We start from the raw sequence: 26260 nt of genomic DNA, 5'->3' as shown, positions 1-26260 counted from the left end.
GGGTCGGCCGACATCCGAAAGTGGCCGCTGGCGCGTCTCACCGACGTGTACGAGTACCTCCGGTTGACGATCACCGACACGCTAGGCGTCTGGATCGACGGCAACCATGCCGTCAACCCCTTGGCGAAGGTGACCCGCACCTTCTGGTACCGGCTTCCGGGGGACTGGGTTTCGGGCGACGCGCTGGTGGCGGGGCGGCTTGACCGGCTGGTCGACGCGATCTATGGGCAGGACTGGCGGGAAGGGAACCCGGACGGCTCGCGCTACGTGATCCTCGGCATCCAGGAGAAGGTGCTCTCCGATCACGAGGCGGACGGCAAGCCGTGGCTGAGCGACCGGGCGGCCTTCTATGTGGTGGACGCCGGCGACACGCTGCGTGAGGTCATACCAGCTGAACTGTGATCTGCTCCGCGGTTTCCCGGTCGGCCACCTTGGCAGGGTCGAGGTTTCCGCACAGCACCACCGACGCGCCGGCGGCGAGCGGGGCGTACAGCCAGTCGAGCGGATCGGGGTGTGCCGCCGCGTCGACAAGTACCCGGTCACCCTCGGTGATTCCCAGCTCGACGGCGCGGCGCAGCGGGTCGTCGCCCGGCCACTCCGACGGGTACGGGGCGAACCGGTCGCCGTAGCCGCGCACGTCGGCGACATAGTCCACGAACCCGTCCGGCACCGAGCGCATCGGCATACCGAGTGGCGCGAAGCCGAGCACGTACCGGTCACCCGCCGGCAGCTCGCCGACCTCATGGACCCGGTCGGCGGCGGCGAACAGAACGTCGATCGGCCTGTCCGTATCGACGGTGAGCCGCGCCGCCCAGCAGCCGAGCAGCACGGCGGCGGTCTGCCAGTGCGGCGGCAGGAGCACAGCGGCCCGGTCGCCCGCGCCGAGCCCCAGCCCATCGACGAGAAGATTGGCGGTCTTCGCGACCCAGTTGTCGAGCGTGGCGCCCGACAACTCGACGCGTTCACCGGTCGCGTCGTCGTACCACGTGACGACAGGGCGTGTCGGGTCCTTGACGAGCATGCTCAATACCCCCTCAGGAAACGCCTTACCGTCGCGTCGTAGACAACGATGGCCGATCCGTTCGGCGTAGGCTCTACGTAAGTGTTGTTAGACACAGCTTTACGACCGAGGACTTACAGCTGAGGAGTCGTCCAGTGACCGCCGGTAGCCCGCCCCGCGTGCTCGTCGACGCCACAAGCGTCCCCGCCGACAGGGGTGGCGTCGGTAGATACGTCGACGGCCTGCTCGGCTCGCTGGGCAAGATGATTGGCACGGGGATCGAGCTGGCCGTCGTGGCTCTGCGCACCGACGTCGAGCGATACGGGCGGATGCTGCCCGCGGCCGAGGTCATCCCCGCTCCCGCCGCGGTGACACACCGTCCGGCGCGCCTGGCCTGGGAGCAGACCGGCCTGCCGCTGCTCGCCCAGCAGACCGGCGCGCAGGTGCTGCACTCGCCCTTCTACACCTGCCCGTTGCGGGCCGGGTGTCCGGTCACGGTCACCGTGCACGACGCGACCTTCTTCACGGAGCCGGAGCACTACGACAAGTCGCGCCGCACGTTCTTCCGCAGCGCCATCAAGACCGCGCTGCGCCGCGCCGACCGGGTGATCGTGCCCAGCAAGGCCACCCGCGACGAGCTGATCCGGCTTCTCGACGCCGACCCGACCCGCATCGACGTGGCATACCACGGCGTCGACCACGCGGCGTTCCACCCGCCGACCGACGAGGAGAAGGCTCGCGTCCGGGCCCGTCTGGGGCTGGGCAGCAGCGAATACGTCGCGTTCCTGGGCGCCAAGGAGCCGCGCAAGAACGTGCCCAACCTGATCCGCGGCTGGGCGCAGGCGGTGCGTGACCGCACCGAGCCGCCTGCGCTCGTCATCGCGGGTGGGCAGGGGCACGACGACGACATCGACCGTGCGGTGGCCGAGGTGCCCGCGCACCTGCGCCTGCTCCGCCCCGGCTACCTGCGATACGCCGACCTGCCCGGGTTCCTCGGCGGTGCCATGGTGGCCGCCTACCCGTCATACGGCGAGGGCTTCGGCCTGCCGATCCTCGAGGCGATGGCCTGCGCCACCCCGGTGCTCACCACGCCGCGGCTGTCCCTGCCCGAGGTCGGTGGCGACGCGGTGGCCTACACGAGCGAAGATCCCTCGCAGATCGCAGACGACCTGGGCGCGCTGCTCGACGACGAGGCGCGCCGGCTCGCGCTGGCCAAGGCCGGTTTCGACCGGGCCAAGGAGTTCACCTGGGAGTCGAGCGCCGAGGTGCACGTAGCGGCCTGGCGCCGCGCCGCCGGCTGATCCTCACCCGCTGGCCCTCACGCGCCGCTCACGGCGGGGAGGGCATGATGGGCTGATGCTCTTCGCCGTCATTCCGGCGGGTGGCAGTGGCACTCGGCTGTGGCCGCTGTCCCGCTCCGGTCACCCCAAGTTTCTGCATCCGCTCACGGGCTCCTCGGCGTCACTGCTGCAGGCGACGGTGGCGCGGCTGGCGCCGCTCACCACCCCGGAGCGGACACTGGTGGTCACCGGAGCGTCACACGCCGCGGCCGTGGCGCGGCAGCTGGCTCGGGTACCCGAAGACAACATCCTGGTCGAGCCCTCGCCACGCGACTCGTGCGCGGCCATCGCGCTCGCCGCGGCCGTCATCGCCCGGCGCGAGCCCCGCGCGGTGATGGGCTCGTTCGCCGCCGACCACCTGATCGGTGACCCGGACCGATACGTCGAGGCGGTGCGGCAGGCGGTCGCCGGCGCCGAGCGCGGTCTGCTGATGACCGTGGGCATCACGCCGACCAGCCCGGAGACGGGATACGGATACCTGCAGTGCGGCGGGTCCATCGACGGTGGCCCGATGCGGATGGTCGAGGAGTTCAAGGAGAAGCCGGCGTACGACGTCGCGGTGTCCTATGTCGACTCCGGGCGGTACTTCTGGAACGCCAGCATGTTCGTCTGGCGGGTCGACGTCTTCCTCGCCGAGCTGGCGCGGCAGCAGCCCGAGTTGCACGCCGGGCTGATCAGGATCGCCGCGGCGTGGGACACCCCGGCGCGCGGTGACGTGCTCGGCGAGGTCTGGCCGACGCTGCCGAAGATCTCGGTCGACTACGCGGTGATGGAGGGCGCGGCCGCCGCCGGACTGGTCGGCACCGTGCCGGGTGACTTCGGCTGGAACGACGTTGGCGACTTCGACACGCTCGGCGAGGTGCTTCCGGCCGACCCGGACGGCAACGTGGTGGTGGGTGCCGAGCCGGCGGAGAACAAGCCGGGTGTACTGCTGCACGACTCCACCGGGCTCGTGGTGGTGCCACAGTCCGGGCGGCTGATCGCCACGCTCGGCCTGCACGACGTGGTCGTGGTAGACACCCCCGACGCCGTACTGGTCTGCCCCCGCGACCGCGCCCAAGACATCAAGCAGATCGTCTCCAGACTCGCCGACGAGTTCCGGTGAGCGACAAGTGAGCGAGTGGAGCGCCGCGGCGGCGTTTGGACCGGCCTCCGCGCCCACCGACTGGGTCGACCAGGTCGGGCCGGTCCAGACGCCGCCTAAGGGCGGCGCGGAATGAGCGAACTAGTAAGCACTGAACTGATGGTCGGGTGTAACGAGGCTAGTGATCTGCTTCCGGTACAGGCGCCCGAAGTGCTGGCCGCGCACGGCGCACGCCGGGCGTTTTGGACGGTGCTCGACGAAGGGTCTGTCGAGCAGTGCCTGGCACTGCTCGTGCAGAAGCACGACGGCGAGTGGACCGCGCACCACGCGGCTTTCGACGCCGGCATCGAGACCGGCCGCACCGAAGACGGCGAGGCGCTGGCCCGGCGCGACGGCTGGGTGTACGTCGTGGGCTCGCACTTCGGGTCGAAGGGCGGCCCGCTGCGCCCCAAGCGCGCCTTCTTCGCGCGCTTCCGCGAGGCCGACGCGGGCCACCCCGGTGCGGCCCGGCTGGAGATCGTGCGAAACCAGTTCCGCCTGCACCGGGCGATCAACGACGCGCTGGCGGCGGCCGACATCGAGCCGCTACCGCCGGGCGACCGGGTGCAGGACCGGTTCATCGTCGAGAGCATCAACCGCGGGACCGAGCGGGAGAAGAGCTGGGTGACCCGCCTCGCGCCGGGCGACCTGCCGGTCAACGTGGAAGGCGCGGTGTTCACCCCGGCCGGCACGCTGCTGCTGGGCCTGCGGTTTCCGGTGACGGCGGCGGGTGAGCCGATCATCGTGGAGATCGCGGATGTCGAGGGCATGTTCGACGCTGACGCCCGCACCTGGCCCGAGGTGGTGCGCGCGTACGCCGTCACGGGTGCCACGCCGCCCGACCAGTTGACGGGTTTCCGCGCTCTCACGACCGGCCCGGACGGCACCTACGACGCCATCATCGGGTCGATCGACGCGCTCGGCAAGGGCTCGGTGCTGCTAGACGACCACCCGTCCGGCGGCGACGTGACCAGCCGGCACATCCGCTTCGACCGGCCAGACAACATCCGGGTACCGGCCAAGCTGGTCGCCGACCTGGCACCGTTTCACAACGTGGAAGGGCTGGCCGAGGGCTTCTACGTCACCGATGAGGATCATCGGGTCGCCCTCTGGACGGCCCGGGCGGCGGCACCTCCGCGGACGGATGTGGGCCGCGGACCCTCGTGGTAACCAACCGTCCCGGGCCATGAATGAGCATGCCGGTCGGTGACGCCCACCGTCGAGAACTTTCACCCGTAGCTGAAACATGCAGGTCATTTACTGTGGGTACAGTAACGGCTTGCTTCGGATCGTGTTCTCTCGCGACGACGTCGCCCGGACGCGCGTAGCGCCGGGCGCCGATCCGCTGTGGGAACTGGTCCTGAGCCTGCACCTGCTCCGCCGCCCCTCGCTCGACCCGGTGTTGGCCGGCTGGCGGGGTGGCGTGCGCGAAGGGCTCCGTGGCGTCGCGGAGATCCGGAGCTTCGCCGCGGTCAACCCCTCACATGGGTACTTTCCAGACTTCCTGACGCCCCACGACGGCATCGAAGGGCTCGACGCCGGCCTGGACGCGGTCCGCTCCACGCCAAAGCGGCGGCTTCGCCGCGAGCTCAGCCTGATGACGAGCCCGCCGCCAGGGCTGCCGCGCGGCGAGATTCCGGCGCTCGTGCAGCTCACCGGCGTGATGAAGCGGTACCAGGACGTCGCCATCACGCCCTACCTGCCGCAGATCCGGGCGGCGGTCGAGGCCGACCGGGCGCACCGGGCCCGCACGATGCTCGACTCCGGAGCCGAAGGGCTGCTCGCCGGGCTCCACCCGGGTATCCAGTGGAGCGACGGCGTACTGGAGGTGTCCAACTACCCGTCCGAGCGCGAGTTGCGCCTCGACGGGCGCGGGATACTCCTGGTGCCGTCGTTCTTCTGCTGCGGCGCCGCGATCACCCTTGTCGACCCGACCCTCCCGCCGGTACTGGTCTACCCCGTCGACAGGTTGGGTGGGCTGGCCGGCCGCGCCTCGGGTGAGGCGGCGCTCGCCGCTCTGGTCGGGCGCACCCGGGCACAGGTGCTCGATGTGGTCGGCGACGGTGCCCTGACGACCGAGGTGGCCCGCCGGCTCGGCATCTCACCCGCCGCGGCCAGCCAGCACACCACGGTGCTCCGCAACGCCGGCCTCATCCTCAGCCGGCGCGACCGCAACACCGTCCGCCACACGCTGACCCCGCTGGGCCGCGCCCTCCTCACCCCGCCGTGATCAGGGCGTCCCCGAAGTCGCCCTAACGACTTGAGGGACGCCCTGATCAACTAGTGGGCGGTCAGGGCCGCAGCAGCCACTCTTGCGCGGTGTTCGGCGCGGTGGCGCTGTCGTGGGTCCACAGCCGGACCCGGTAGTCCTGGAAGAACGGCGGGGCGTCGATGGCCCGGATGTGCTGGCCGTCGTCGAACGCCTTGGCGCTGTGGAAGAAGTAGCCGCCGTTCGGCCCCGGATCGAGCACCCACATGTCGCGCAGGCTGTCGAAGATGCACCACCGCTGCACGATGATCGTGCCGCTGCCGGTGCCCCCACCCTTGGGGTGCGCGCACATGCCGCTCTGGTGGCTGCGCAGCTGGAAGAGGCTCACCAGAATCGTCTCGGTGCACTGGTTGAGCCAGTTCTTGTACGAGCAGATGCGCTTGTCGCCGATGTAGACGACGGCCCAGCGCTGCCGGTTGTCGGCGCTGCCACAGGGGTAGTGGCCGATCGGGGTGTCCTCGGTCTGGCCGCCGCCGACCTGGTCGAGGCACTCGTTGTACCGGACGTTGACCAGCTGGACGTTTTGCCAGGTACTGGCCAGCGGCGTCACGCCCGGGCCCACCGGCGCCGCCTGCGCGGGCGGCGCCGCGACGAGACCTGAGATCGCGACGACGGCTGCCGCGACCATGACTGACAGGATCCGTTTCACAGGCTCCTCCTCCGGTCACGCCGGGACTTACCCGGCGCTGGATGTGGATTGCCTGGCCATCATGTGCGGCGCCGGGGAGCCCGGTAGTGAGCACCGCGAGTACTCACAACCGCTGGGTGCTGTAGCGCGCCTACGGATGAGTGAGGACGATCCGGACGGGTCCGTCCTCCGCCGCCAGGGCGGCTCGGAGCCGCTGGATGTCCTCGCCGAAGCGGATCAGAGCCTCGGGCGCCTCGCCGGGTGGCGTGGCGTGGACGCCTTCGCCAGGCACGTGGGTGAAGACGGTGCCGGGCGCGACCACCGCCGCGACGGTCGCGATGGCCCGCGCGACGGCTTCCGGGTCACCGTCGGAGTCGCCCGGTGCCAGGGTCGCGGCCTCGCGAAGCCCCGCCGCACGCGCCTCCGCGGTGCCGAGGGAGAACAGGTCTGCCGCGGCGTCCCGCACGAGTGCCACGGCACCGGGCCCGTCGTCGCCGGGCCGCTCCAGGTAGCCGCGGACCACCGCCACCGGTACCTGGCCAACCTTGCCCTTGACCAGTTCGCCCGCCGCCGCCAGCTCGTCGACCACCGCCATCTGCGTGATGTGCAGCTCGTTGCCGTACGGGTCGGTCTCGCCGCGGTGGTCGCGGATCGGGTCGATGCCGGCGGCGCCGAGCGCCACATCGGTGAGCCCGTTGCGCCACGGCCGCCCCATCGTGTCGGACACGATGATGGCGACGTCGATCCCGTACCGCTCGCGCAGTGCCGCCCGCAGCGAGCGCGCGGAGGCGTCTGGATCCTTGGGGAGCAGGACGACCTGAGAACGGTCCACGTTGGACGCGTCGATGCCGGCGGACGCCATGACGAAGCCGTGGTGGGTCTGCACGATGCGCGTCTGGCCGCGCTGGGCCACGGCTCGCGCGGTCTCCGCGGCGAGGATCTCGTCACGCGCGGCCTGCCGAGCCGGCCCGTCGACCGGGATGTCGACGAGCTGACCCTCCGCTTTGGACACGATCTTGCTCGTGACGACGAGTACGTCGCCGTCTCGCAGCCACGGCGCCGCTTCGCTTATCAGGGCGGCCAGGTCGGCGCCGGGGGAGACGTCTCCGATCCCCGTCACCGGCAGGATCTCCAGCCTCATGCCAGCTCCACCGCCGCCCGCACCATCTCGGCGGTCGCGTCCTCATCGGACATCCACAGTGGAATGGCGCGGACCCGCACATCGGGTACCTCCGCCGTGGAGTCGGTCGAGTCGACCAGCCACCCGTCGAGCAGGCCGCCCGCCGAGCGCGCGCCGTACAGCCCGCCGACACCGGCCGCGCTGCACTCCACACCCACTACCGCGAGGCACTTGTCGGCCATGCCGCGCACCGGGGCGCCACCGATGATGGGCGAGAACCCGATGACGGGCGCGGTGCCGGTGGTGACCGCCTCGCGCAGGGCGCCCACCGCGAGGATCGGCGCGATGCTGACCACCGGGTTGCTCGGCGCGACAAGCACCAGGTCGGCCGAGGCTAGCGCGTCGAGCACGCCGGCCGCGGGTTTGGCGGACTCCGCACCGACGAAGACGAACCTCTCGGTGGGGACGCCGCCGCGATGGCGTACCCACCACTCCTGGAAGTGGATGGCGCGTTGCGTGCCGTCCAGGGTGACCACCGCGTGGGTCTCCAGGCGGTCGTCGGTCGCCGGCAGCATGCGGACGCCGGGCTGCCACCGCGCGCACAGCGCCTCGGTGACCGCGGACAGCGGGTAACCGGCGTTGAGCATGGTGGTGCGCACGAGGTGCGTGGCGATGTCCTTGTCGCCGAGCCCGAACCAGGTGGGCTCGGCCTGGTAGGCGGCCAGCTCCTCCTTGACGGTCCAGGTCTCGCCGACCCTGCCCCAGCCACGCTCCGGATCGGCGCCACCGCCGAGCGTATACATGACGCTGTCGAGGTCGGGGCAGATGCGCAGCCCGTGCATGATGACGTCGTCGCCGACGTTGACGATGGCGGTGACCTCGGCGCCGTTCTGCCGGGCGTACGCTCGCACGCCGGTGAGGAAGCGCGCGCCGCCTATGCCGCCGGCCAGTACCACGATCCGCATGTCGACATCCTCGCCTAACGCCCTCATGTCACGCGCCGCTACCCCCGGGCCGCTAGGCTCACGGGCGCATACCGATATGTCCGCCACCCGCCCCCTGGGGGAGTCTTGACCACCGAACCAGCGGCCGCACCGACCGACGGGACGCCGGCCAGCAAGTTGACAAAGCCCTTGCGCGAGCTTGCCGCCCTGGTGCTCCTGGGCGCCACGGCGGTGTTTCTTTTCGTCGCGCTGCTCGACCTGTTGATCCCGGTCGACTTCGACAACAACGACTTCACGATGCGGTCGGCCAATAGCTTCAGCGGGTTCATCAACCTGACGACGGTTGGCCTGCCGCTGCTCGCGGTGCTGCTCGCCAACCACATCAACCCGCCGGTCGCGCGGGCCAAGCTGATCACGCTGGTGGCGCTGATCGAGTACGCCGTGGCGGCGTTCTTCGGTGTGATCTTCGGCCTGCTGGTCGGTGTGGTGGTCATCATCACTGAGATCACCGCGCGGGCCGGCTTCGAGGCGTTCCTGCTCCGGGTGGCTTGGGTGGCGGTGCTGGGCGTCGCGGCGTACGCGCTGGTGCGGGTCGGTCGCGGCCTGTACTTCATCCCGAAGCCCAAGCCGCAGCCCGGCCAGTACGGCTACCCCCAGCAGCCGGGCTACCCGGCGCAGCCTGGCCAGTACGGCTACCCGCAGCAGCAGGGCTACCCGCAGTACGCCCAGCCCACCGCGCAGTACCCGCAGCAGCCTCAGCAGCCGCAGTACCAGCAGCCCTACCCGCACCAGCCGGCCCCGCAGGCGTACCCCACGTCGGCGCCCCCGGCACCCCAGGCGTACCCGACGTCGGCACCTCCGGCTGTGCCCACGCCGCCGCCGGCCACGCCCGCCCCGCCGCCTCCGCCCGGCCAGCCGGAGGAGGGTCACACCCAGCTCATCAACCCGGCGAGCCAGCAGCCGTCCGCCGGTTACGCCCCGCCGCCCTCCGCGCAGGGCCACGGCGACGACGAGCCTCCGACCCAGATCTACCAGCAGCGCTAGCCCGCCTTTCCCATGATCAGGGCGTCCCTCAAGTCGTTGGAGCGACTTGAGGGACGCCCTGATCACGGTGGGGCTGTGACCGGTGCCTCAGGCCGTCTGGGCGGCCTGGGGCACCGCGAGGGCTAGGCTCACACGGGTGGTGGATCACAGCTTGCGCCGGGCGTTGCGCCGGGCCACCGACGGCAAGGCGCTCGACGTCGACGAGGCCGCCACCTTGCTGGCAGCTCGAAACGATGCCCTCGACGAGTTGCTCGCCATAGCGGGAGGCATCCGCGACGCGGGGTTGCGCGACGCCGGCCGCCCCGGCGTCATCACGTTCTCCAAGAACGTCTTCATCCCGCTCACCCGCCTTTGCCGCGACCGCTGCCACTACTGCACGTTCGCGACGGTGCCGCACCGGCTGCCGGCGGCCTTCCTGGAGCGCGACGAGGTCCTCGACATCGCCCGTGCGGGAGCCGAGCAGGGCTGCAAGGAAGCGCTCTTCACGCTCGGCGACCGGCCCGAGGAGCGGTGGCCCGCCGCCCGCAAGTGGCTCGACGAGCGCGGCTACGAGTCCACACTGGACTACGTGCGGGCGTGCGCCATCGCGGTACTCGAAGAGACCGGCCTTCTTCCGCACCTCAACCCCGGCGTCCTTTCGTGGGCGGACCTCCAGCGGCTGAAGCCGGTCGCCGCCAGCATGGGCATGATGCTGGAGACCACCGCGACGCGACTGTGGAGCGAGCCGGGCGGACCGCACTACGGCTCGCCCGACAAGGAGCCGGCGGTGCGGCTACGGGTGCTCGAAGACGCCGGCCGGGTCGGAGTGCCGTTCACCACGGGCATCCTGATCGGCATCGGCGAGACGCTCCCCGAGCGCGCCGACTCGCTCTTCGCGATCCGCCGCGTCACCCGCGAGTACGGGCACATCCAGGAAGTCATCGTCCAGAACTTCCGCGCCAAGCCCGATACCGCCATGCGCGGCATGCCCGACGCCGAGCTCACCGATCTCGCCGCGACGGTCGCCGTCGCGCGGATCCTGCTCGGCCCCCGCGCCCGCATCCAGGCGCCGCCGAACCTCATCGCCGGCGAGTACGACCTCCTGCTGCGCGCGGGCATCGACGACTGGGGCGGCGTCTCGCCGGTCACCCCCGACCACGTCAGCCCGGAGCGGCCATGGCCGCAGATCGACGAGCTGAGGGAGCGGTCGGCCGCCGCGGGATTCGCACTGAGCGAGCGCCTGGCCATCTATCCCGAGTACGTCCAGCGCGGCGACCCGTGGCTCGACCCTCGGATCATGCCGCACGTGTCGGCGCTGGCCCTGCCCGACGGCCTGGCGAACCCCGATGCGGCGCTGGTGGGCCGCCCCTGGCAGGAGCCGGATGACTCGGTGCCCACCGGCCGCACCGACCTGCACGAAACGATCGACACCACCGGCCGCACGGGCGACCGCCGGGGCGACTTCGACAACGTATACGGCGACTGGGCCGCGGTGGCCGGCCACGTGACGGCGCCCGATACACCGTCCACGGATTCGGATGTGCTCGCGGGGCTCAAGCTGGCGGCCACCGACCCGGCGGCCCTGCTGCTGCCCGCGCACGAAGACGCGGCCGTGGCGCTGTTCAACGCCGACGGCGCCGCCCTCGACGAGCTGTGCCGGATCGCCGACGAGTTGCGCCAGGCGGCGGTCGGCGACGATGTCACGTACGTGGTGAACCGGAACATCAACTTCTCCAACGTCTGCTACGTCGGGTGCCGGTTCTGCGCGTTCGCCCAGCGCGAGCGCGACGCCGACGCGTACCGCCTCTCCGTCGAGCAGGTCGCCGACCGGGCCGAGGAAGCGTGGCGAGCGGGCGCGACCGAGGTGTGCATGCAGGGCGGCATCGACCCGAAGCTGCCGGTCACCGCGTACGCCGACCTCGTGCGGGGGGTCAAGGAGCGGGTGCCGGGGATGCACGTGCACGCGTTCTCGCCGATGGAGATCGTGACCGCCGCGTCGAAGGCCGGTATGTCCATTAGGGACTGGCTGACGATGCTGCGCGAGGCAGGGCTCGACACGATTCCGGGTACCGCCGCGGAGATCCTCGACGACGACGTGCGTTGGGTACTGACCAAGGGCAAGCTTCCGGCGGCCACCTGGGTTGAGGTGATCAGCACCGCGCACGAGTTGGGCATCCGGTCCAGCTCCACGATGATGTACGGCCACGTCGACCACCCGCGTCAGTGGCTCGGCCACTTCCGGGTACTGGCCGACGTGCAGGACCGCACCGGTGGCTTCACCGAGTTCGTGGCGCTGCCGTTCGTGCACACCAACGCGCCGATCTATCTCGCCGGCATCGCCCGTCCGGGCCCCACCTGGCGGGAGAACCGTGCCGTCCACGCGATGGCGCGGATCCTGCTGCACGGCCGGATCGCCAACATCCAGTGCTCCTGGGTGAAGCTCGGAGACGAGGGCACCGTGGCGATGCTCAAGGGTGGCTGCAACGATCTGGGCGGCACGCTGATGGAGGAGACGATCTCCAGGATGGCCGGTTCCGACAACGGCTCCGCCCGCACGGTCGCGCAACTGCGCGCGATCGCCGCGGCCGCCGGCCGTCCCGCGCGCGAGCGAACCACGGCGTATCTCTCCCGGTGATACCGGCTCGGGGCGTTACCCCGGCGGGGGGTGAATCGGTAGGCGTACCGCGAGTCTTCCGCGGCGCGCCGGAAAGCGGACCCTATTTATCAGGTTCCGCTTGACGACGCACGCATTACACGCGTGTAATTTCACTGGGGTTGTTCGAATAGAGCTGCGGTTGTACGAATAAGATAGGGTAAACCAGCACTGTTCGGACAAATGACACGCCTTCCGCGTGGGGGGTTGCGCCGGCAACGCGGCCGGTGCGCAAGAAGGAGGCATGCTGATGGACGGCCCACTGGAGGCGGCCGACCTGATCGGGGACGCGCCGGAATGGCAGGAGCGCGCGCTGTGCTCGCAGACCGACCCGGAGGCGTTTTTCCCGGAAAAGGGCGGATCGACCCGCGAAGCGAAGCGCATCTGCTCGCGGTGCGAGGTCAAGGCCGAGTGCCTGGAGTACGCGCTGGGGCACGACGAGCGGTTTGGCATCTGGGGCGGACTCTCCGAACGGGAGCGCCGCAAGCTCAAGCGACGGGTGGCCTGAGACCCCGCGGGGGGCGTGGGAGGTGACCTTTGTGTCGGTAAGGGACCCGTGGCGACCAACGACGGCGAACGACCCGAATTCCGGCTCAGGTTAGTTCGTCAGGGTCCACACCGAGCAGGTTCGCGACCTGTTCGATGATCACGTCATGCACCAAATCGGCCAGGTCGTCACGATCCATGGCCCGGAACTCCAGCGGACGGCGGTAGAGCACGATCCGGGGCGGCACCTCCTGCCGCCCGGGACGCGCCGGCAGCAGCCTGGCCAGCGGCACCTCGCCGTCTTCGAGCACGTCAGAGTCGTAGACGTTCAGATCTGGCGGCACATCTTCGACCGCGAACTCGACACCGGCCAGCTCTTTGGCGAACCGCCGTTCCAGGCTCTCGACCGTGTCGAGCACAAGATCGTCAAAGATCTCCGCCTTGGTGCGGGCCAGCGGCACGGTCGCCGGCACCAGGCGGCCACGCAGGCCGCGCCCGTGCCGGTCACGATGGGTGCGGCGACCGGCGCCCGGGCGCCGAGGTTCGGGACTGCTCACGTCAAGAATGTAGTCGCACTCGGCGCCGACCAACTCACGCGGCCGGCGTGTCGCAGCGCCATCCTGAGCGCTGAAGCGGGTAGGAGAGATAACGTGCCGCCGTGAGGTCACCACGGCGCTGCTCCCGAAACGGCTGCCCCCGCCAAGCCGTCGCCACGTTGACCTATGTCTACAACGACAGCACGGCTGTTGTGGGGCCTTTGGCGGCATTTGCGGAGCCGCACACATACGACCTATGTGAGCAGCATGCCCGCAGCCTGACCGCCCCGCGCGGATGGGAGCTGGTGCGGCACGACGGCGAGTTCGCGCCCCCGCCCCCGACCACCGACGACCTGGTCGCGCTGGCCGAGGCCGTGCGTGAGGCCGCTCGCCCAGTACAGCGGCACGACGAGGAACTCCCCGATCCGCACCCGCACCCCCACCAGCAGGGCCGCCGCGGCCACCTCCGCGTGATCCCCCCAGCTCACTAACCCCCTTCCTTCGTGATCAGGGCGTCCCTGAAGTCGTTAGAGCGACTTGAGGGACGCCCTGATCACGAGAGAGGGTCACGCAGTGGTCGCGCGGACGCGGCGGCGCCAGCCCAGTAGCCAGATCAGGTACGCGCCGCCCAGGCAAGCCGTCACGACGCCGACCGGGAGCTGCGTGGGAGCCAGGGCGCGCTGTGCGACCAAGTCGCTCACCAGCAGCAGCGCCGCGCCCGTCACCGCCGACGGCACGGTGTTCGGGCCGGACGCGCGGGTCAGGCGCCGGGCGAGCTGGGGTGCGGCGAGCGCCACGAACGCGACCGGACCAGCGGCCGCGGTACCGGCGGCGGCCAGCCCGACGGCGGTGGCGATCAGCGCCAGCCGTGCGCGCTCCACCGGTACGCCCAGGGCTCGCGCGGTCTCGTCTCCCATTTCGAGGATCAGGGCGCGCTGGGCGAGCAGCAGCGCCACGGGCAGGAGCACCACGACGGCGCTGCCGGCGATCACCACGTGCCCCCAGGAGCGGGCGTTGAGGCTGCCCATCAGCCACAGCGCGGCCCGCTGCGCGTCGACGATGTCGGCGCGCACCAGCAGGTACGTGATCGCGGCGCTGAGCAGCGCCTGTACGCCCACCCCAATGATCACCAGGCGGTCGCCGTGCGCTTCGCCCCGGTACGCGAGGACGTAGACCGCCGCGGCGGCGAGGGTACCGCCCACGATCGCGCCGAGCGCCACCTGCGCCAGGCCGCCACCGACCAGGATGATCATCACGAGCGCGCCGGTGCTGGCGCCGGTCGTGAAGCCGACCACGTCAGGGCTGCCCAGCGGGTTGCGGGTCAGGCTCTGGAAGAGCGCCCCGCTGGCGCCCAGCGCGGCTCCGACGGCGAGTGCGGTCAGTACGCGGGGCAGCCGCAGGTCGAGCACGATGTAGTCGGTCGCCGGGGTGCCGGCGCCGACCAGCGTCCGCAGTACTCCGCCGGGCGAGATGGGGTAGTCGCCGGTGCCGAGGGCGACCACCGCGACGGCCGCGCAGAGCGCCAGCAGGATGCCGCCTACGACGGCTGGGCGGACAGTCCTCATAGCCGTGTCCTCATAACTGGGGCAACCTTCCCCGGCGGCGGACCATGGCGATGAGCAGGGGCGCACCGACGAACGCGGTGATCACGCCGACGCCGATCTCGCTGGGGCGCGCGAGCACGCGGCCGAGGATGTCGGCACCGAGCACGAGGATCGGGGCGAGGACGAGGGAGTACGGCAACAGCCAGCGGTAGTCGGGTCCAGTGATCATGCGGGCGAGGTACGGCACCATGAGGCCCACGAATCCGATGGGGCCAGCGGCTGCGGTGGCCGCCCCACACAGCAGGGTCACCGCGACGGCGCCCAGGAGCCGCGTGCGTCCACGGTGCACACCGAGCGCCTGCCCTGCCTCGTCACCGAGGGCGAGCGCGTTGAGTGAGCGGGAGAGGGCAAGGGCCAGCAGCGCCCCGACGGCGAGGAACGGCAGTACACCCATCAGCGCGTCGGGGTCGGCGGCGGCCAGCGATCCGGCCGACCAGTTGCGCCACCGGTCGAACGCGGCGGTGTCGGTCAGCAGGATCGCGAACGTGATTCCGTGCAACACGTACGTGAACGCGATGCCGGCCAGTACCAGCCGCACGGGGCTGGCGCCTTCTCGACCGCGCGCGCCGACGGCGTACACCATGACAGCGCTCACCGCCGCGCCGGCGAACGCGAACCAGATGTACCCGAGAGGGCTTGTGAGGCCCGTGACCGCGACCGAAACGACCACGCCGAGCGCCGCGCCCTCGTTGATGCCGAGGATGCCCGGGTCGGCGAGCGGGTTGCGGGTGAGGGCCTGGATGAGCGTGCCGGCGAGGCCGAGCGCGGCGCCGACGGCGAGCCCGAGCAGCGTGCGCGGCAGCCGCAGGTCGTGCACGATCACGTGGTCGTCGAGGGTGCCGTTGTAGCTGGTCATGGCCGTCACGACGGTGCCGAGCGGGATGGACTTGGAGCCGACGGCGATCGACGTGGCGGTGACGGCCGCTAGCGCCACCACAGCGCCGACCATCCCGAGGAGGAGCCGGCGAGCTGCGGTCCCGGTCACAAGATCCCTCCTCGACACGTGGTGGCGACTTAGCTTAGCCTGCCCTAATGACTGGACTGAGTCGGCGAGGTCTGCTGGTCGGGAGCGCGGCGCTATTCGTGCTCGCTGGTTGCGGCTCGGAGGATGAGGGCGGCAGCGGGAGCGGCGCGCAGGGCGGTGGGCCGTGGGAGTTCACCGACGACCGCGGCACCAAGGCCACCAAGGACAGCCGCCCCACCAAGATCGTCGCTCAGATCAGCGCCGCCGCGACGCTCTGGGACTTCGGCCTGCGGCCGGTGGGCACCTTCGGCGAGACGAACGCGTCGGAGATCCTCAAGGGCAACGTCGACACGGCTTCGCTCACCTGGGTCGGCCAGACCTGGGGCGACTTCAACATCGAAAAGCTCGCGGCGCTCCAGCCCGACCTGCTGGTGGCGCCGATGCAGACCAAGGGCCAGCTCTGGTACGTGCCAGACGAGGCGGTCAGCAAGATCGAGCCGCTCTGCCCGACGGTCGGGATCAACCAGTACGAGGTGCCGGTCGATAAGGTGATCAACCGGTTCGCCGATCTGGCTGTCTCGCTCGGGGCCGATCTCACGGCATCGCAGGCGGCGAAGGCGGAGTTCGAGGCGGCGAGCAAGGCGCTGGCGGACGCCGCGAAGGCGAGGCCCGACCTGAGGGTCGCGTTCGTCAGCGGCAACAAGGACAACCTCTACCTCGGCAACGCCAAGATTTTCTCGGATCTCGCGTACCTCCAGAACCAGGGCGTCCCGTTCGTCCAGCCGTCCGTGCCGGCGGCTGAGCCCCACTGGGAGGTGCTGTCCTGGGAGCAGGCCGGCAAGTACCCGATCGACGTGCTGCTCTACGACTCCCGCAACGCCTCGTACTTCACCACCGACCTGGCCAGGTACCCGACGGTGGCCAGCCTGCCGGCGATCAAGGCCAACCAGGCGTTGGCCTGGAACCCGGAGACCCCGTCGACGTGGGCCGCGTTCGCCCCGACCCTGCGCGACCTGGCCTCGAAGCTCACCGCCTTCAAGCGAGTCGCCTAAAGACGGGCGGCGTCGGCCCAGGTGACGAGCTTGCGGACGGCGTTGACGCCGACCCAGCGCAGCGGCTCGGGCGCCCAGCGCGGCGACCGGTGCCCCACCCAGGGCAGCGCGGTTAGCTCGCTGTCGACGTCGAGGACCAGGTCGGCGAGGGTACGCCCAGCGAGGTTGGCGGTGCCGACACCGTCGCCGACGTACCCACCCGCCCAGCCGAGCCCGGTGGTGCGGTCGAGCCCCACCGAGGCCGACCAGTCCGCGGGGATGCCCACCGCACCGCCCCACGCGTGCGTGATGGGCACGGTGCCGAGCGCCGGAAACAGCTCCGCCAGCGTGCGGCGCAGTCCCGCGAAGACGCGCGGCTCCCGGTCGTACGCCGGCCGTGTCCGCGACCCGAAGTGGTACGGCGCCCCGCGCCCGCCGAAGACAAGCCGGTTGTCGGCGGTCCGCTGCCCGTAGATGATCAGCCGCCGGAAGTCGGAGAACGTCTCCCGCTCGGCCAGTCCCGCGTCCGCCCAGAACGAGTCCGGCAACGGCGGTGTCGCCACGATCAGCGAGTAGATCGGCGCGATCGCCCGCCGCATCCCGGGCAGCTCCGGCGTGTACGCCTCCGTGGCGCGGATGACGACGGGTGCCCGTACCGTGCCGGCGGGCGTGTCGACGGCGCCCTTGCGCAGCCGCAGTGCCGGCGTGCCCTCATAGATCGTGACGCCACGGTCCTCGACCGCCCGTGCGAGACCGCGCACCAGCCGAGCCGGGTGGATGGCCGCGCAGTTGGGCGTGTACGTGCCGCCGAGCACCCGCGTGGCGCCGCACCGCTTCGCGGCTTCGTCGGCGCTGAGGAGCACCAGGTCGTCGGCTTCCTGTACGGCAGCCTCGGCGCGGCGCAGCTGTGCGGGCGTCCGGGCCAGCGTCACCGTGCCGCCCTTGGCCCAGTCGCAGTCGATGTCTTCGGCGACCGCCACCCGCCCCACTTCGTCCACAGTGGCTTCCATCGCCCGCCTCATCGCCACGACGCCCGCCCTGCCGTGCTGGCGAGCGAGCAGTGACGCGGGCGTGGGGAAGAGCGCGGAGCACCAGCCCCCGTTGCGCCCGGACGCCCCGAACCCGGCGTACTCCTTCTCCAGTACGGCGATCCGCAGCGACGGCTCGGCGCGCGCCAGGTAGTACGCCGTCCACAGCCCCGTGTATCCGGCGCCGACGATCGCGACGTCGGCGACGATCGGCCCCGGCAGCGATGGCCGGGGCTCCAGAGAGCCCACTGTGGACAGCCAGAGGTTCACAGTCGTTGCCACGCCTCCGTCAGCACGGCCCGCAGGATCTGCTCCATCTCGTCGAACTGCGGCTGCTCGGCGATGAGTGGCGGCGCGAGCTGCACGACGGGGTCGCCGCGGTCGTCCGCACGGCAGTACAGGCCGGCCTGGAAGAGCGCGGTGGAGAGGAAGCCGCGCAGCAACCGCTCGGACTCGGCGTCGTCGAACGTCTCCCGGGTCGCCTTGTCCTTGACCAGTTCGATCCCGTAGAAGTACCCATCGCCCCGGATGTCCCCGACGATCGGCAGGTCGCTCAGACGGGACAATGTGGATCGGAACGCGTCCTCATTGGAGCGGACGTGGCCCACGAGGTCTTCGCGAGCGAAGATGTCGAGGTTCGCCAGGGCGACCGCGCACGAGACGGGGTGCCCGCCAAACGTCACCCCGTGCGCGAACATGCCCTGTTCGGCGAGGAACGGCTCGATCAGCCGGTCGGAGGCGATCATCGCGCCGAGCGGCGAGTACCCCGACGTGAGCGCCTTGGCGGTGGTGATGATGTCTGGCTGGTACCCGTACCGCTCCGCGCCGAAGTACGCGCCGAGCCGCCCCCACGAGCAGATCACCTCGTCGGAGACGAGCAGTACGTCGTACTCGTCGCAGATCTCGCGTACCCGCTGGAAGTACCCGGGCGGCGGCGGGAAGCAGCCCCCAGAGTTCTGGACCGGCTCCAGAAAGACCGCCGCGACCGTGTCCGCCCCCTCGCGCTCGATGGCGCGGGCGATCTCGTCGGCCGCCCAGCGACCGAACGCCTCCAGGTCGTCGCCGTGCTCCGGTGCCCGGTAGAAGTTCGTGTTCGGCACCTTGATCCCGCCCGGTACCAGGGGCTCGAAGTCGCTCTTGATGCCCGGCAACCCGGTGATCGACAGCGCGCCCATCGACGTCCCGTGGTACGCGATGAACCGGCTGACCACCTTGTGTTTGGTGGGCTTGCCGACCCGCTTGTAGTAGGCGCGGGCCAGCTTCCATGCCGCCTCGACGGCTTCCGAGCCGCCGGTGGTGAAGAAGACCCGGTTGAGATCGCCCGGTGCCAGCGTGGCGATGCGCTCGGCCAGCTCGATCGCGGACGGGTGCGCGTACGACCAGAGGGGGAAGAACGCCAGCTCGGCGGCCTGTTTGGCGGCCGCCTCGGCGAGCTCGGTGCGCCCGTGGCCGGCGTTGACCACGAAGAGCCCGGCGAGCCCGTCGAGGTACCGGCGACCCTGGGCGTCCCAGACGTAGGCGCCCTCGCCGCGGACGATCGTGGGCACCTCCCCGTCGCGGTAGCTCGCCATCCGGGTGAAGTGCATCCAGAGGTGATCAGTGGCGTTCCCCATGCCAACGATTACCGCATACCTCAAGCGGGAGAGGCAAGGGATCTCGTCGCTCAAGCACAAACACGCAACGAAATCCGCAGTCAGGCGGTTCCCCACGTATATGTCTGTTTGCGTAGCTTCAGATACACGAAGGCCTCCGTCGCGACCACGCCCTCCACCTCGCGGAGCCGGCTGATGATCTCCAGCAGGTGGTCGTCGTTGCGGCAGACCACCTCGGTGAGCAGGTCGAACGAGCCGGCCGTGATCACCACGTAGTCCACCTCGTCGATCTCCGCGAGCCGGTCGGCGATGGTCTCCAGGTCGCCCGTGGTGCGCAGGCCGATCATGGCCTGTCGCGGAAAGCCGAGCTGGAGCGGGTCGGTGACCGCCACGATCTGCATGACGCCGGCGTCGAGCAGCCGCTGCACCCGCTGCCGGACCGCCGCCTCGGACAGGCCGACCGCCTTGCCGATCGTGGCGTACGGGCGCCGCCCGTCCTCCTGAAGCTGCTCGATGATCTGCTTGGCGATGTCGTCGAGCAGCGCGTGGCTGGCTCCCTCGCGAACCATGCCGCACCTTTCCGTGGGGTCGATGTTACTAACGTATTTCGTTGCAGAATCATAGATCTACGACGGAATCCCTTGTGAGGCGATGGTCACCATGTCAGGATCGGCGTCTCACCGCGCAACCATGGGAGCCGTCGATGCGCTACCCCCACCATCGCTCTCCGTCACCAGAAGTCGCCTCCTTACTCGCCGCCGTCAGGCGGCGCACCCTGATGAAAGGTGCCCTCGCCGTCGCCGCCGGGGGCACGCTCGCCGCCTGCGGCACCGAGGGCACCAAGCAGTCAGAGGCTAGCTGCGTCAGCGACGACCTCTCCAGCACCGAGAAGAAGCTCGCGTTCTCCAACTGGCCGCAGTACATGGACGTCGACGAGAAAGACGAGTCCAAGCGACCCACCCTCGAAGCATTCCAGAGCAGCACGGGCATCCAGGTCACCTACACCGAAGACGTCAACGACAACGACGAGTTCTTCGGCAAGGTCCGGAACCAGCTCGCCAACTGCCAGTCGACGGGCCGCGACATCTTCGTGCTGACCGACTGGATGGCCGGGCGCGTGATCCGGCTCGGCTGGATCCAGAAGCTCGACAAGGCCGCGATCCCCAACGTCCAGGCCAACCTGCTCCCGTCGCTGCGCGGCCGGTCGTTCGACTCAGGCGACGAGCACGCCGTGCCGTGGCAGTCCGGGCTGAGCGGCATCGCGTACAACGGCGCCGTGACCGGCGAGGTGCGCACCGTCGACGAGCTGCTCACCCGCGCCGACCTCAAGGGTAAGGTGACCTGCCTGACCGAGATGCGCGACACGATGGGCCTGCTCCTACTGTCGAACGGGCACGATCCCAACAAGTTCACCGAGGCGCAGTTCGACGACGCCCTGGAGAAGCTGAAGCGCGCGGTGGCGTCCGGGCAGATCCGCCGGTTCACGGGCAACGACTACGCGCCCGACCTGGCCAAGGGCGACATCGCGGCGTGCATCGCCTGGTCCGGCGACGTGCTCCAGCTGACCGCCGAAAACGAGAAAATCCAGTTTGTGGCGCCGGACTCGGGCGTCATGCTCTGGTCCGACAACATGTTGGTGCCCAACAAGGCCACCCACAAGGCAAACGCCGAAAAGCTCATGAACTATTACTACGAGCCGGCGGTGGCGGCCGAACTGGCCGCGTACGTCAACTACATCTGTCCGGTCCAGGGTGCCCAGGAAGAGATCACCAAGATCGACCCGGAGCTGGCGACGAACCCGCTCATCTTCCCGGACGCCGCCACGCTCGGCCGCACCAAGGCATTCATGGCCCTTGACGAGGCACAGGAACGCACGTACACGCAGAAGTTCCAGCAAGCCATCGGGTCGTAGGCATGGGCGACCTTCGGCTGGTCAATCTGACCAAGCAGTTCGGCATCTTCACAGCGGTCGACGACCTCAGCCTCACCGTGCCGCAGGGCTCGTTCTTCGCCCTGCTCGGCGCTTCCGGCTGCGGCAAGACCACGACACTGCGCATGGTGGCCGGCCTGGAAGAGCCGACGACCGGCCAGGTGCTGCTCGACGGCCAAGACATCAGCCGCCTGCGACCCTACAAACGGCCGGTCAACACGGTCTTCCAGAGCTACGCGCTCTTTCCGCACCTCGACATCTTCGAGAACGTCGCATTTGGACTGCGGCGGCGCGGCGTCCGCGACGTGGCGGGGCGCGTCGCGCGCATGCTGTCTCTGGTGCAGCTCGACGGGTACGGCAAGCGCCGCCCCGCCCAGCTCTCCGGCGGCCAGCAGCAGCGGGTAGCGCTGGCCCGCGCGCTCATCAACGAGCCGCAGGTGCTCCTGCTCGACGAGCCGCTCGGCGCGCTCGACCTCAAGCTGCGCCGGCAGATGCAGATCGAGCTCAAACGCATCCAGACCGAGGTGGGGCTCACGTTCGTGCACGTCACCCACGACCAGGAAGAGGCCATGACGATGGCTGACACGGTCGCGGTGATGAACGCCGGCAGGATCGAGCAGCTCGGCGCGCCGGCCGAGCTGTACGAATACCCGGCGAGTCCGTTCGTCGCCAACTTCCTCGGGCAGTCCAACCTGCTCGCGGGAGACGTCGCCGGAAAGGCCGGCGACGACGTGGAAGTGACGGCATACGGCAGTCGTTTCTCGCTGCCCGCCGGCCGCTGCCGGGCCGACGCGGGGTCCGTCTATTTAGGAGTACGCCCAGAGAAGCTCCGCCTGGCGGCGTTGGTGGACGAGGTTCCGGCTGGCCATCAATACGTCACCGGCGTGGTCACGGATTCGTCCTATGTGGGCGTCAGCACGCAGTACCTCGTGCGAACCGCCTGGGGCACCGAGCTGTCGGTATTCGCGCCCAACAGCGGGGTGACCGAGCAGATCCCGCTCGGCGCCGACGTGGCCGCGTACTGGCACCCCCGCCACGCCTTCCTGCTGCGCCGCGAGCCCGGTGCGGGTGACGCGACCCAGCCGCTGCTGGAGCCGGTGCCATGAGCACGCTCTCCCGTCGACGCGGCCGGCTCTCGCCGTACCTGCTGATCCTTCCCGGCGGCCTCTGGTTGCTGCTCTTCTTCGCGGTGCCCATCTTCCAGCTGGGTGTCACCAGCCTCTACGACCCGAGCGGCTCCCTCGAACAGGGCTACGCGATGACGTGGGCGTTCGGCAATTACGCCGACGCCCTTTCCCAGTACTGGCCACACTTCGTGCGCTCGCTCGTGTACGCCGGCATCGCCACCGTGCTGTGCCTGCTTCTGGGCTACCCGCTGGCGTACGCGATCGCGCAGAAGTCCGGCCGCTGGAAGAACCTCATGCTCGTCTGCGTCATCGCGCCGTTCTTCACCAGCTTCCTCGTGCGCACGCTGGCGTGGAAGACGATCCTGTCGGACAACGGTGCGCTGGTTGGCTTCCTGCGTGACGTGCACCTGCTCGACGCCAGCGGCCGGTTGCTGGCCACCCCGATCGCGGTGGTGCTCGGCCTCACGTACAACTTCCTGCCGTTCATGGTGCTGCCGCTGTACGCGAATCTGGACCGGCTCGACGGCCGGCTGCTGGAGGCGGCGAACGACCTGTACGCGAGCCCGGCCCGCGCCTTCGCCAAGGTGACCCTGCCGCTGTCGATGCCCGGCCTGGTCGCCGGCACGCTGCTGACGTTCATTCCCGCGGCCGGCGACTACATCAACGCCGAGCTGCTCGGCACACCCAACGAGTACATGATCGGCAACGTCATCGACTCGGCGTTCCTCGTACGCCTCGACTATCCGCAGGCGGCCGCGCTGTCGTTCATCCTGATGGCCGCGATCCTGGCGATCGTCTTCGTCTACATCAAACGAGCCGGCACGGACGAGGTGGTCTGATGCACCGTACCCTGCAGCGGCTCGGGCGCTGGATCGCCGACCACTGGATTCTCGCCACCGGGGTCTTCGTCCTCGGATACCTTTTTCTGCCGATCGCCGTTGTGGTCGGGCTGTCGTTCAACCGGCCGTCGAGCCGCCTCTCGTACGACTTCAACGAGTTCACCCTGGACAACTGGAAGAACCCGTGCGGTCCCGGCGACATGTGCGACGCGGTCGTGCGCAGCGTCCAGATTGGATTCGTGGCCACCGTCGTGGCGACCCTGCTGGGCACGCTGATGGCGTTCGCCATGGTGCGGCACCGCTTCCGTGGCCGGGGCGCCACCAACCTGCTCATCTTCCTGCCGATGGCTACGCCCGAGGTGGTGATGGGCTCGTCGCTGCTCGCCCTTTTCGTGGCCGGGGGCGTGCCGCTGGGCTTCTGGACCGTCGTCATCGCCCACGTCATGTTCTGCGTCTCGTTCGTCGTGGTGACCGTCAAGGCGCGGCTGTCCGGTTTGGACACCCGGCTGGAGGAGGCGGCGATGGACCTGTACGCCAGCGAGTGGCAGACGTTCCGCCGCGTCACGCTGCCGCTGGCGTTTCCGGGGATCGTGGCGGGCGCGCTGCTGGCGTTCTCGCTCTCGTTCGACGACTTCATCATCACGAACTTCAACTCGGGCACCACGGTCACGTTCCCCATGTACGTGTGGGGCGCCTCCCAGCGGGGCATCCCGCCGCAGGTGAACGTGGTCGGCACCGCCATGTTCCTGGTATCGCTGCTGCTCGTGCTCGGCACGATGGTCCGGCGGCGCCGGGCGGTGGCCGTCTGATGCGCATCCTCGTGCTCGGCGCCGGCGGGGTCGGTTCGGCGGTGGTATCGATCGCCGCGAGGCGGTCGTTCTTCGAGTCGGTCGTCGTGGCCGACTACGATCCGGCTCGCGCCGGCCGTGCCGCTTCCACAGTGGACGACCGGTTCATCCCGGCGCAGGTCGACGCCTCGTCGGCCGGTGCGGTGGCGGCACTGTGCCGGGAGCACCGGATCACGCACGTGCTCAACGCGGTCGACCCGCGGTTCGTCATGCCCATCTTCGAGGGCGCTTTCCAAGCGGGTGCGCACTACCTCGACATGGCGATGTCGCTGTCCCGCCCGCACCCCGACCGCCCCCACGAGGAGTGCGGCGTCAAGCTGGGCGACGCGCAGTTCGCCCAGGCGGAAGCATGGGAAACCGCCGGACGGCTGGCGCTCGTAGGCATCGGCGTCGAGCCGGGCCTGTCCGACGTCTTCGCCCGGTACGCCGCCGACGAACTCTTCGCCACCATCGACGAGATCGGGGTGCGCGACGGTGCCAACCTCGTCGTCGACGGCTACGACTTCGCACCGTCATTTTCGATCTGGACGACCATCGAGGAGTGCCTGAACCCGCCCGTCATCTGGGACGCCGTGCGTGGCTGGCACACCACCGAGCCGTTCTCCGAGCCCGAGGTGTTCGACTTTCCCGAGGGCATCGGGCCGGTCGAGTGCGTCAACGTCGAGCACGAAGAGGTGCTGCTGATCCCGCGCTGGGTCAAGGCCAGCCGGGTCACGTTCAAGTACGGCCTTGGCACAGAGTTCATCGACGTCCTGCGTACCCTGCACAAGCTCGGCCTCGACGGCACCGAGCCGGTGCGCGTGGGTGGCGTTTCGGTCGCGCCGCGCGACGTCGTGGCCGCCTGCCTGCCCGACCCGGCGACGCTCGGCGACCGCATGCGCGGCAAGACCTGCGCCGGTACGTGGGTGCGCGGCACCTCACCGGCTGGCACCCCGCGCGAGGTGTACCTGTACCACGTCGTCGACAACGAGTGGTCGATGGCGGAGTACGGCCACCAGGCGGTCGTGTGGCAGACCGCCGTCAACCCGGTGATCGCCCTCGAGTTGCTCGCTTCGGGCACCTGGTCCGGCGCCGGTGTGCTCGGCCCCGAGGCTTTCGAGCCGCGCCCATTTCTGGATCTGCTCACCGAATACGGCTCCCCATGGGGTATGCAGGAGCGGTGAGCCGATACGGAGCCATGTACGGGCCGGACCTGACGTTCCTGGGCGTCGACCGTTGCGACCTCACCGACACCGCGTCGTACGCCGACGCCGACGTCGTCATCGTGGGCGCGCCCTTCGACGGCGGCACCTCGCACCGCCCCGGCACCCGCTTCGGCCCATCGGCTCTCCGGCAGGCGTGCTATCTGCCCCACGACGGCTCCCGCCCGTCTCTCGCCCTGCGCGTCGACGCCCTGCGCGACCTGCGCGTGTACGACGCGGGCGACGTCGAGATGTTCGCCGGCGACATCGAGCGGTCGCTCCACGCGCTGGAGGAGGCCGTCGCGGCGGTTGCCACCAGCGGGGCGATCCCCGTCATCCTCGGCGGCGACCACTCCATCGCGCTGCCGGACGCGACCGGGGTGGCCCGGCACCTCGGGTTCGGCCGGGTGTCGATGGTGCACTTCGACGCGCACGCCGACACCGGCCACACCGCCTTCGGCTCGCTGTACGGCCACGGCCAGCCGATGCGGCGGCTCATCGAATCCGGCGCGGTACGCGGCGACCGGTTCCTCCAGATCGGCCTGCGCGGGTACTGGCCAGAGCCCGAGACGCTGTCCTGGATGGCCGAGCAGCGCATGCGCTCGTACGAGATGACCGAGATCGTGGCGCGCGGCCTCGACGAGTGCCTGACCGAGGCGTACGCCATCGCCGTCGACGACTGCGACGGCGTGTTCCTGTCCGTCGACATCGACGTGGTCGACCCCGGCATGGCGCCCGGCACCGGCACCCCCGAGCCGGGCGGGTTCACGGGCCGGCAGCTGCTCGACGCCGTCCGCCGCTGCTGCTACGAACTGCCGATCGTGGGCGTCGACATCGTCGAGGTGGCACCGCCGTACGACCAGGCAGACGTGACCGCGTACCTGGGCAACCGCGTGGTACTCGAAGCCCTCTCCGCGATCGCCCGCCGCCGCACCGGTATCCCCTGGGACCCGCACCAGCCCTTGCTCGACGGCCGCTGACGGGGCAGCGGCGC

General features: G+C 70.1%; 26 protein-coding genes. 16 read left to right on the top strand and 10 right to left on the bottom strand.

Translation table 11 applies throughout. From position 1 onward, the window contains the following. The first annotated feature begins 45 nt into the window (after positions 1 to 45). The gene (locus QMG73_RS06205; protein WP_281893013.1) at positions 46 to 402 is read left to right on the top strand and encodes a hypothetical protein; all 357 of its coding nucleotides are present in this window, start codon (positions 46 to 48) and stop codon (positions 400 to 402) included. Here the strand turns inward: QMG73_RS06205 and QMG73_RS06200 are convergent. Further along, positions 383 to 1021, bottom strand: coding sequence for a TIGR03089 family protein (locus tag QMG73_RS06200; RefSeq protein WP_281893011.1), 639 nt, complete (start codon positions 1019 to 1021; stop codon positions 383 to 385). The genes QMG73_RS06205 and QMG73_RS06200 overlap by 20 nt on opposite strands. Before the next feature lie 134 nt (positions 1022 to 1155). Here QMG73_RS06200 and QMG73_RS06195 point away from each other — a divergent pair, with 134 nt between their 5' ends. The 4 genes from QMG73_RS06195 (at position 1156) to QMG73_RS06180 (ending at position 5693) form a co-directional block, all read left to right on the top strand. Next, positions 1156 to 2301 carry a glycosyltransferase family 4 protein gene (locus tag QMG73_RS06195; protein ID WP_281893010.1) on the top strand — a complete coding sequence of 382 codons (1146 nt, stop codon included), beginning with the start codon at positions 1156 to 1158 and terminating at the stop codon, positions 2299 to 2301. Between the two features lie 55 nt (positions 2302 to 2356). Continuing rightward, on the top strand, positions 2357 to 3445 hold the full coding sequence (locus tag QMG73_RS06190) for a mannose-1-phosphate guanylyltransferase (RefSeq protein WP_281893008.1): 1089 nt from the start codon (positions 2357 to 2359) through the stop codon (positions 3443 to 3445). A gap of 111 nt (positions 3446 to 3556) precedes the next feature. Continuing rightward, positions 3557 to 4633 (top strand): hypothetical protein, encoded by a 1077-nt coding sequence (locus tag QMG73_RS06185; RefSeq protein ID WP_281893007.1) that lies wholly within the window; start codon positions 3557 to 3559, stop codon positions 4631 to 4633. A gap of 109 nt (positions 4634 to 4742) precedes the next feature. Beyond that, positions 4743 to 5693: an ArsR/SmtB family transcription factor gene (locus QMG73_RS06180; RefSeq protein ID WP_281893006.1), complete on the top strand. Its 951-nt coding sequence runs from the start codon at positions 4743 to 4745 to the stop codon at positions 5691 to 5693. A gap of 61 nt (positions 5694 to 5754) precedes the next feature. Here QMG73_RS06180 and QMG73_RS06175 read toward each other — a convergent pair whose 3' ends face one another. From QMG73_RS06175 to cofD, 3 genes are all read right to left on the bottom strand, one after another. Next, a complete protein-coding gene (locus QMG73_RS06175; protein WP_281893005.1) occupies positions 5755 to 6381 on the bottom strand; it encodes an RICIN domain-containing protein in 627 nt (208 codons plus the stop codon). Between the two features lie 130 nt (positions 6382 to 6511). Next, positions 6512 to 7501 (bottom strand): coenzyme F420-0:L-glutamate ligase, encoded by a 990-nt coding sequence (locus QMG73_RS06170; protein WP_309299436.1) that lies wholly within the window; start codon positions 7499 to 7501, stop codon positions 6512 to 6514. Then, positions 7498 to 8445 carry a 2-phospho-L-lactate transferase gene (gene cofD / locus QMG73_RS06165; RefSeq protein ID WP_281893003.1) on the bottom strand — a complete coding sequence of 316 codons (948 nt, stop codon included), beginning with the start codon at positions 8443 to 8445 and terminating at the stop codon, positions 7498 to 7500. The genes QMG73_RS06170 and cofD overlap by 4 nt, the downstream gene beginning before the upstream one ends. A 105-nt stretch (positions 8446 to 8550) precedes the next feature. Here cofD and QMG73_RS06160 point away from each other — a divergent pair, with 105 nt between their 5' ends. The 3 genes from QMG73_RS06160 to QMG73_RS06150 all read left to right on the top strand — a co-directional run bounded on the left by QMG73_RS06160 (position 8551) and on the right by QMG73_RS06150 (position 12608). After that, on the top strand, positions 8551 to 9468 hold the full coding sequence (locus QMG73_RS06160; RefSeq protein ID WP_281893002.1) for a hypothetical protein: 918 nt from the start codon (positions 8551 to 8553) through the stop codon (positions 9466 to 9468). A gap of 136 nt (positions 9469 to 9604) precedes the next feature. Next, positions 9605 to 12082, top strand: a complete 2478-nt coding sequence (locus QMG73_RS06155; RefSeq protein WP_281893000.1) for a bifunctional FO biosynthesis protein CofGH — start codon at positions 9605 to 9607, stop codon at positions 12080 to 12082. A 268-nt stretch (positions 12083 to 12350) separates the two neighbouring features. Then, entirely contained in the window at positions 12351 to 12608 is a 258-nt protein-coding gene (locus tag QMG73_RS06150) for a WhiB family transcriptional regulator (RefSeq protein WP_281893061.1), read from the top strand. A gap of 85 nt (positions 12609 to 12693) precedes the next feature. On the opposite strand, the gene QMG73_RS06145 is transcribed toward QMG73_RS06150, so the two are convergent. Then, the gene (locus QMG73_RS06145; RefSeq protein ID WP_281892998.1) at positions 12694 to 13143 is read right to left on the bottom strand and encodes a metallopeptidase family protein; all 450 of its coding nucleotides are present in this window, start codon (positions 13141 to 13143) and stop codon (positions 12694 to 12696) included. A 101-nt stretch (positions 13144 to 13244) separates the two neighbouring features. On the opposite strand from QMG73_RS06145, the gene QMG73_RS06140 reads away from it, so the two are divergent. Beyond that, positions 13245 to 13613 carry a DUF3499 domain-containing protein gene (locus tag QMG73_RS06140; RefSeq protein ID WP_281892996.1) on the top strand — a complete coding sequence of 123 codons (369 nt, stop codon included), beginning with the start codon at positions 13245 to 13247 and terminating at the stop codon, positions 13611 to 13613. A 75-nt stretch (positions 13614 to 13688) separates the two neighbouring features. Here QMG73_RS06140 and QMG73_RS06135 read toward each other — a convergent pair whose 3' ends face one another. Together QMG73_RS06135 and QMG73_RS06130 are read right to left on the bottom strand one after the other, a co-directional pair. Then, complete coding sequence (locus QMG73_RS06135) at positions 13689 to 14687, bottom strand: FecCD family ABC transporter permease (protein ID WP_281892995.1); 999 nt, start codon at positions 14685 to 14687, stop codon at positions 13689 to 13691. Positions 14688 to 14697: 10 nt separating this feature from the next. Further along, positions 14698 to 15663 carry a FecCD family ABC transporter permease gene (locus QMG73_RS06130; RefSeq protein WP_456107247.1) on the bottom strand — a complete coding sequence of 322 codons (966 nt, stop codon included), beginning with the start codon at positions 15661 to 15663 and terminating at the stop codon, positions 14698 to 14700. A 95-nt stretch (positions 15664 to 15758) separates the two neighbouring features. Here QMG73_RS06130 and QMG73_RS06125 point away from each other — a divergent pair, with 95 nt between their 5' ends. Next, positions 15759 to 16742 (top strand): ABC transporter substrate-binding protein, encoded by a 984-nt coding sequence (locus QMG73_RS06125; RefSeq protein WP_281892993.1) that lies wholly within the window; start codon positions 15759 to 15761, stop codon positions 16740 to 16742. Here QMG73_RS06125 and QMG73_RS06120 read toward each other — a convergent pair. The 3 genes from QMG73_RS06120 to QMG73_RS06110 form a co-directional block, all read right to left on the bottom strand. Beyond that, entirely contained in the window at positions 16739 to 18031 is a 1293-nt protein-coding gene (locus QMG73_RS06120) for an NAD(P)/FAD-dependent oxidoreductase (RefSeq protein ID WP_281892992.1), read from the bottom strand. The genes QMG73_RS06125 and QMG73_RS06120 overlap by 4 nt on opposite strands. Next, on the bottom strand, positions 18016 to 19362 hold the full coding sequence (locus QMG73_RS06115) for an aspartate aminotransferase family protein (RefSeq protein ID WP_281892991.1): 1347 nt from the start codon (positions 19360 to 19362) through the stop codon (positions 18016 to 18018). The genes QMG73_RS06120 and QMG73_RS06115 overlap by 16 nt, the downstream gene beginning before the upstream one ends. Before the next feature lie 80 nt (positions 19363 to 19442). Further along, positions 19443 to 19910, bottom strand: a complete 468-nt coding sequence (locus tag QMG73_RS06110; RefSeq protein WP_281892990.1) for an Lrp/AsnC family transcriptional regulator — start codon at positions 19908 to 19910, stop codon at positions 19443 to 19445. 209 nt (positions 19911 to 20119) lie between these two features. Between QMG73_RS06110 and QMG73_RS06105 the strand changes: the two genes are divergently transcribed. Genes QMG73_RS06105 through speB form a run of 6 tightly spaced genes read left to right on the top strand, consistent with a single transcriptional unit; the run spans position 20120 to position 26246 of the window. Then, positions 20120 to 21253, top strand: a complete 1134-nt coding sequence (locus QMG73_RS06105; protein ID WP_281892988.1) for a polyamine ABC transporter substrate-binding protein — start codon at positions 20120 to 20122, stop codon at positions 21251 to 21253. Positions 21254 to 21255: 2 nt separating this feature from the next. Continuing rightward, entirely contained in the window at positions 21256 to 22377 is a 1122-nt protein-coding gene (locus QMG73_RS06100) for an ABC transporter ATP-binding protein (protein WP_281892987.1), read from the top strand. Next, positions 22374 to 23237, top strand: coding sequence for an ABC transporter permease (locus QMG73_RS06095; protein WP_281892986.1), 864 nt, complete (start codon positions 22374 to 22376; stop codon positions 23235 to 23237). The genes QMG73_RS06100 and QMG73_RS06095 overlap by 4 nt, the downstream gene beginning before the upstream one ends. Further along, positions 23237 to 24046, top strand: coding sequence for an ABC transporter permease (locus QMG73_RS06090; RefSeq protein ID WP_281892985.1), 810 nt, complete (start codon positions 23237 to 23239; stop codon positions 24044 to 24046). The genes QMG73_RS06095 and QMG73_RS06090 overlap by 1 nt, the downstream gene beginning before the upstream one ends. Continuing rightward, a complete protein-coding gene (locus QMG73_RS06085) occupies positions 24046 to 25248 on the top strand; it encodes a saccharopine dehydrogenase family protein (protein WP_281892984.1) in 1203 nt (400 codons plus the stop codon). Before QMG73_RS06090 ends, QMG73_RS06085 begins: the two co-directional genes overlap by 1 nt. Further along, positions 25245 to 26246, top strand: coding sequence for an agmatinase (gene speB, locus QMG73_RS06080; protein ID WP_281892983.1), 1002 nt, complete (start codon positions 25245 to 25247; stop codon positions 26244 to 26246). The genes QMG73_RS06085 and speB overlap by 4 nt, the downstream gene beginning before the upstream one ends. The last annotated feature ends 14 nt before the right edge of the window (positions 26247 to 26260 follow it).

Source organism: Phytohabitans aurantiacus, assembly GCF_027923225.1.
Classification (GTDB): Bacteria; Actinomycetota; Actinomycetes; order Mycobacteriales; family Micromonosporaceae; genus Phytohabitans; species Phytohabitans aurantiacus.
The sequence above is the reverse complement of the archived record's forward strand: the minus strand, read 5'-3'. Positions and strand labels throughout refer to the sequence as shown.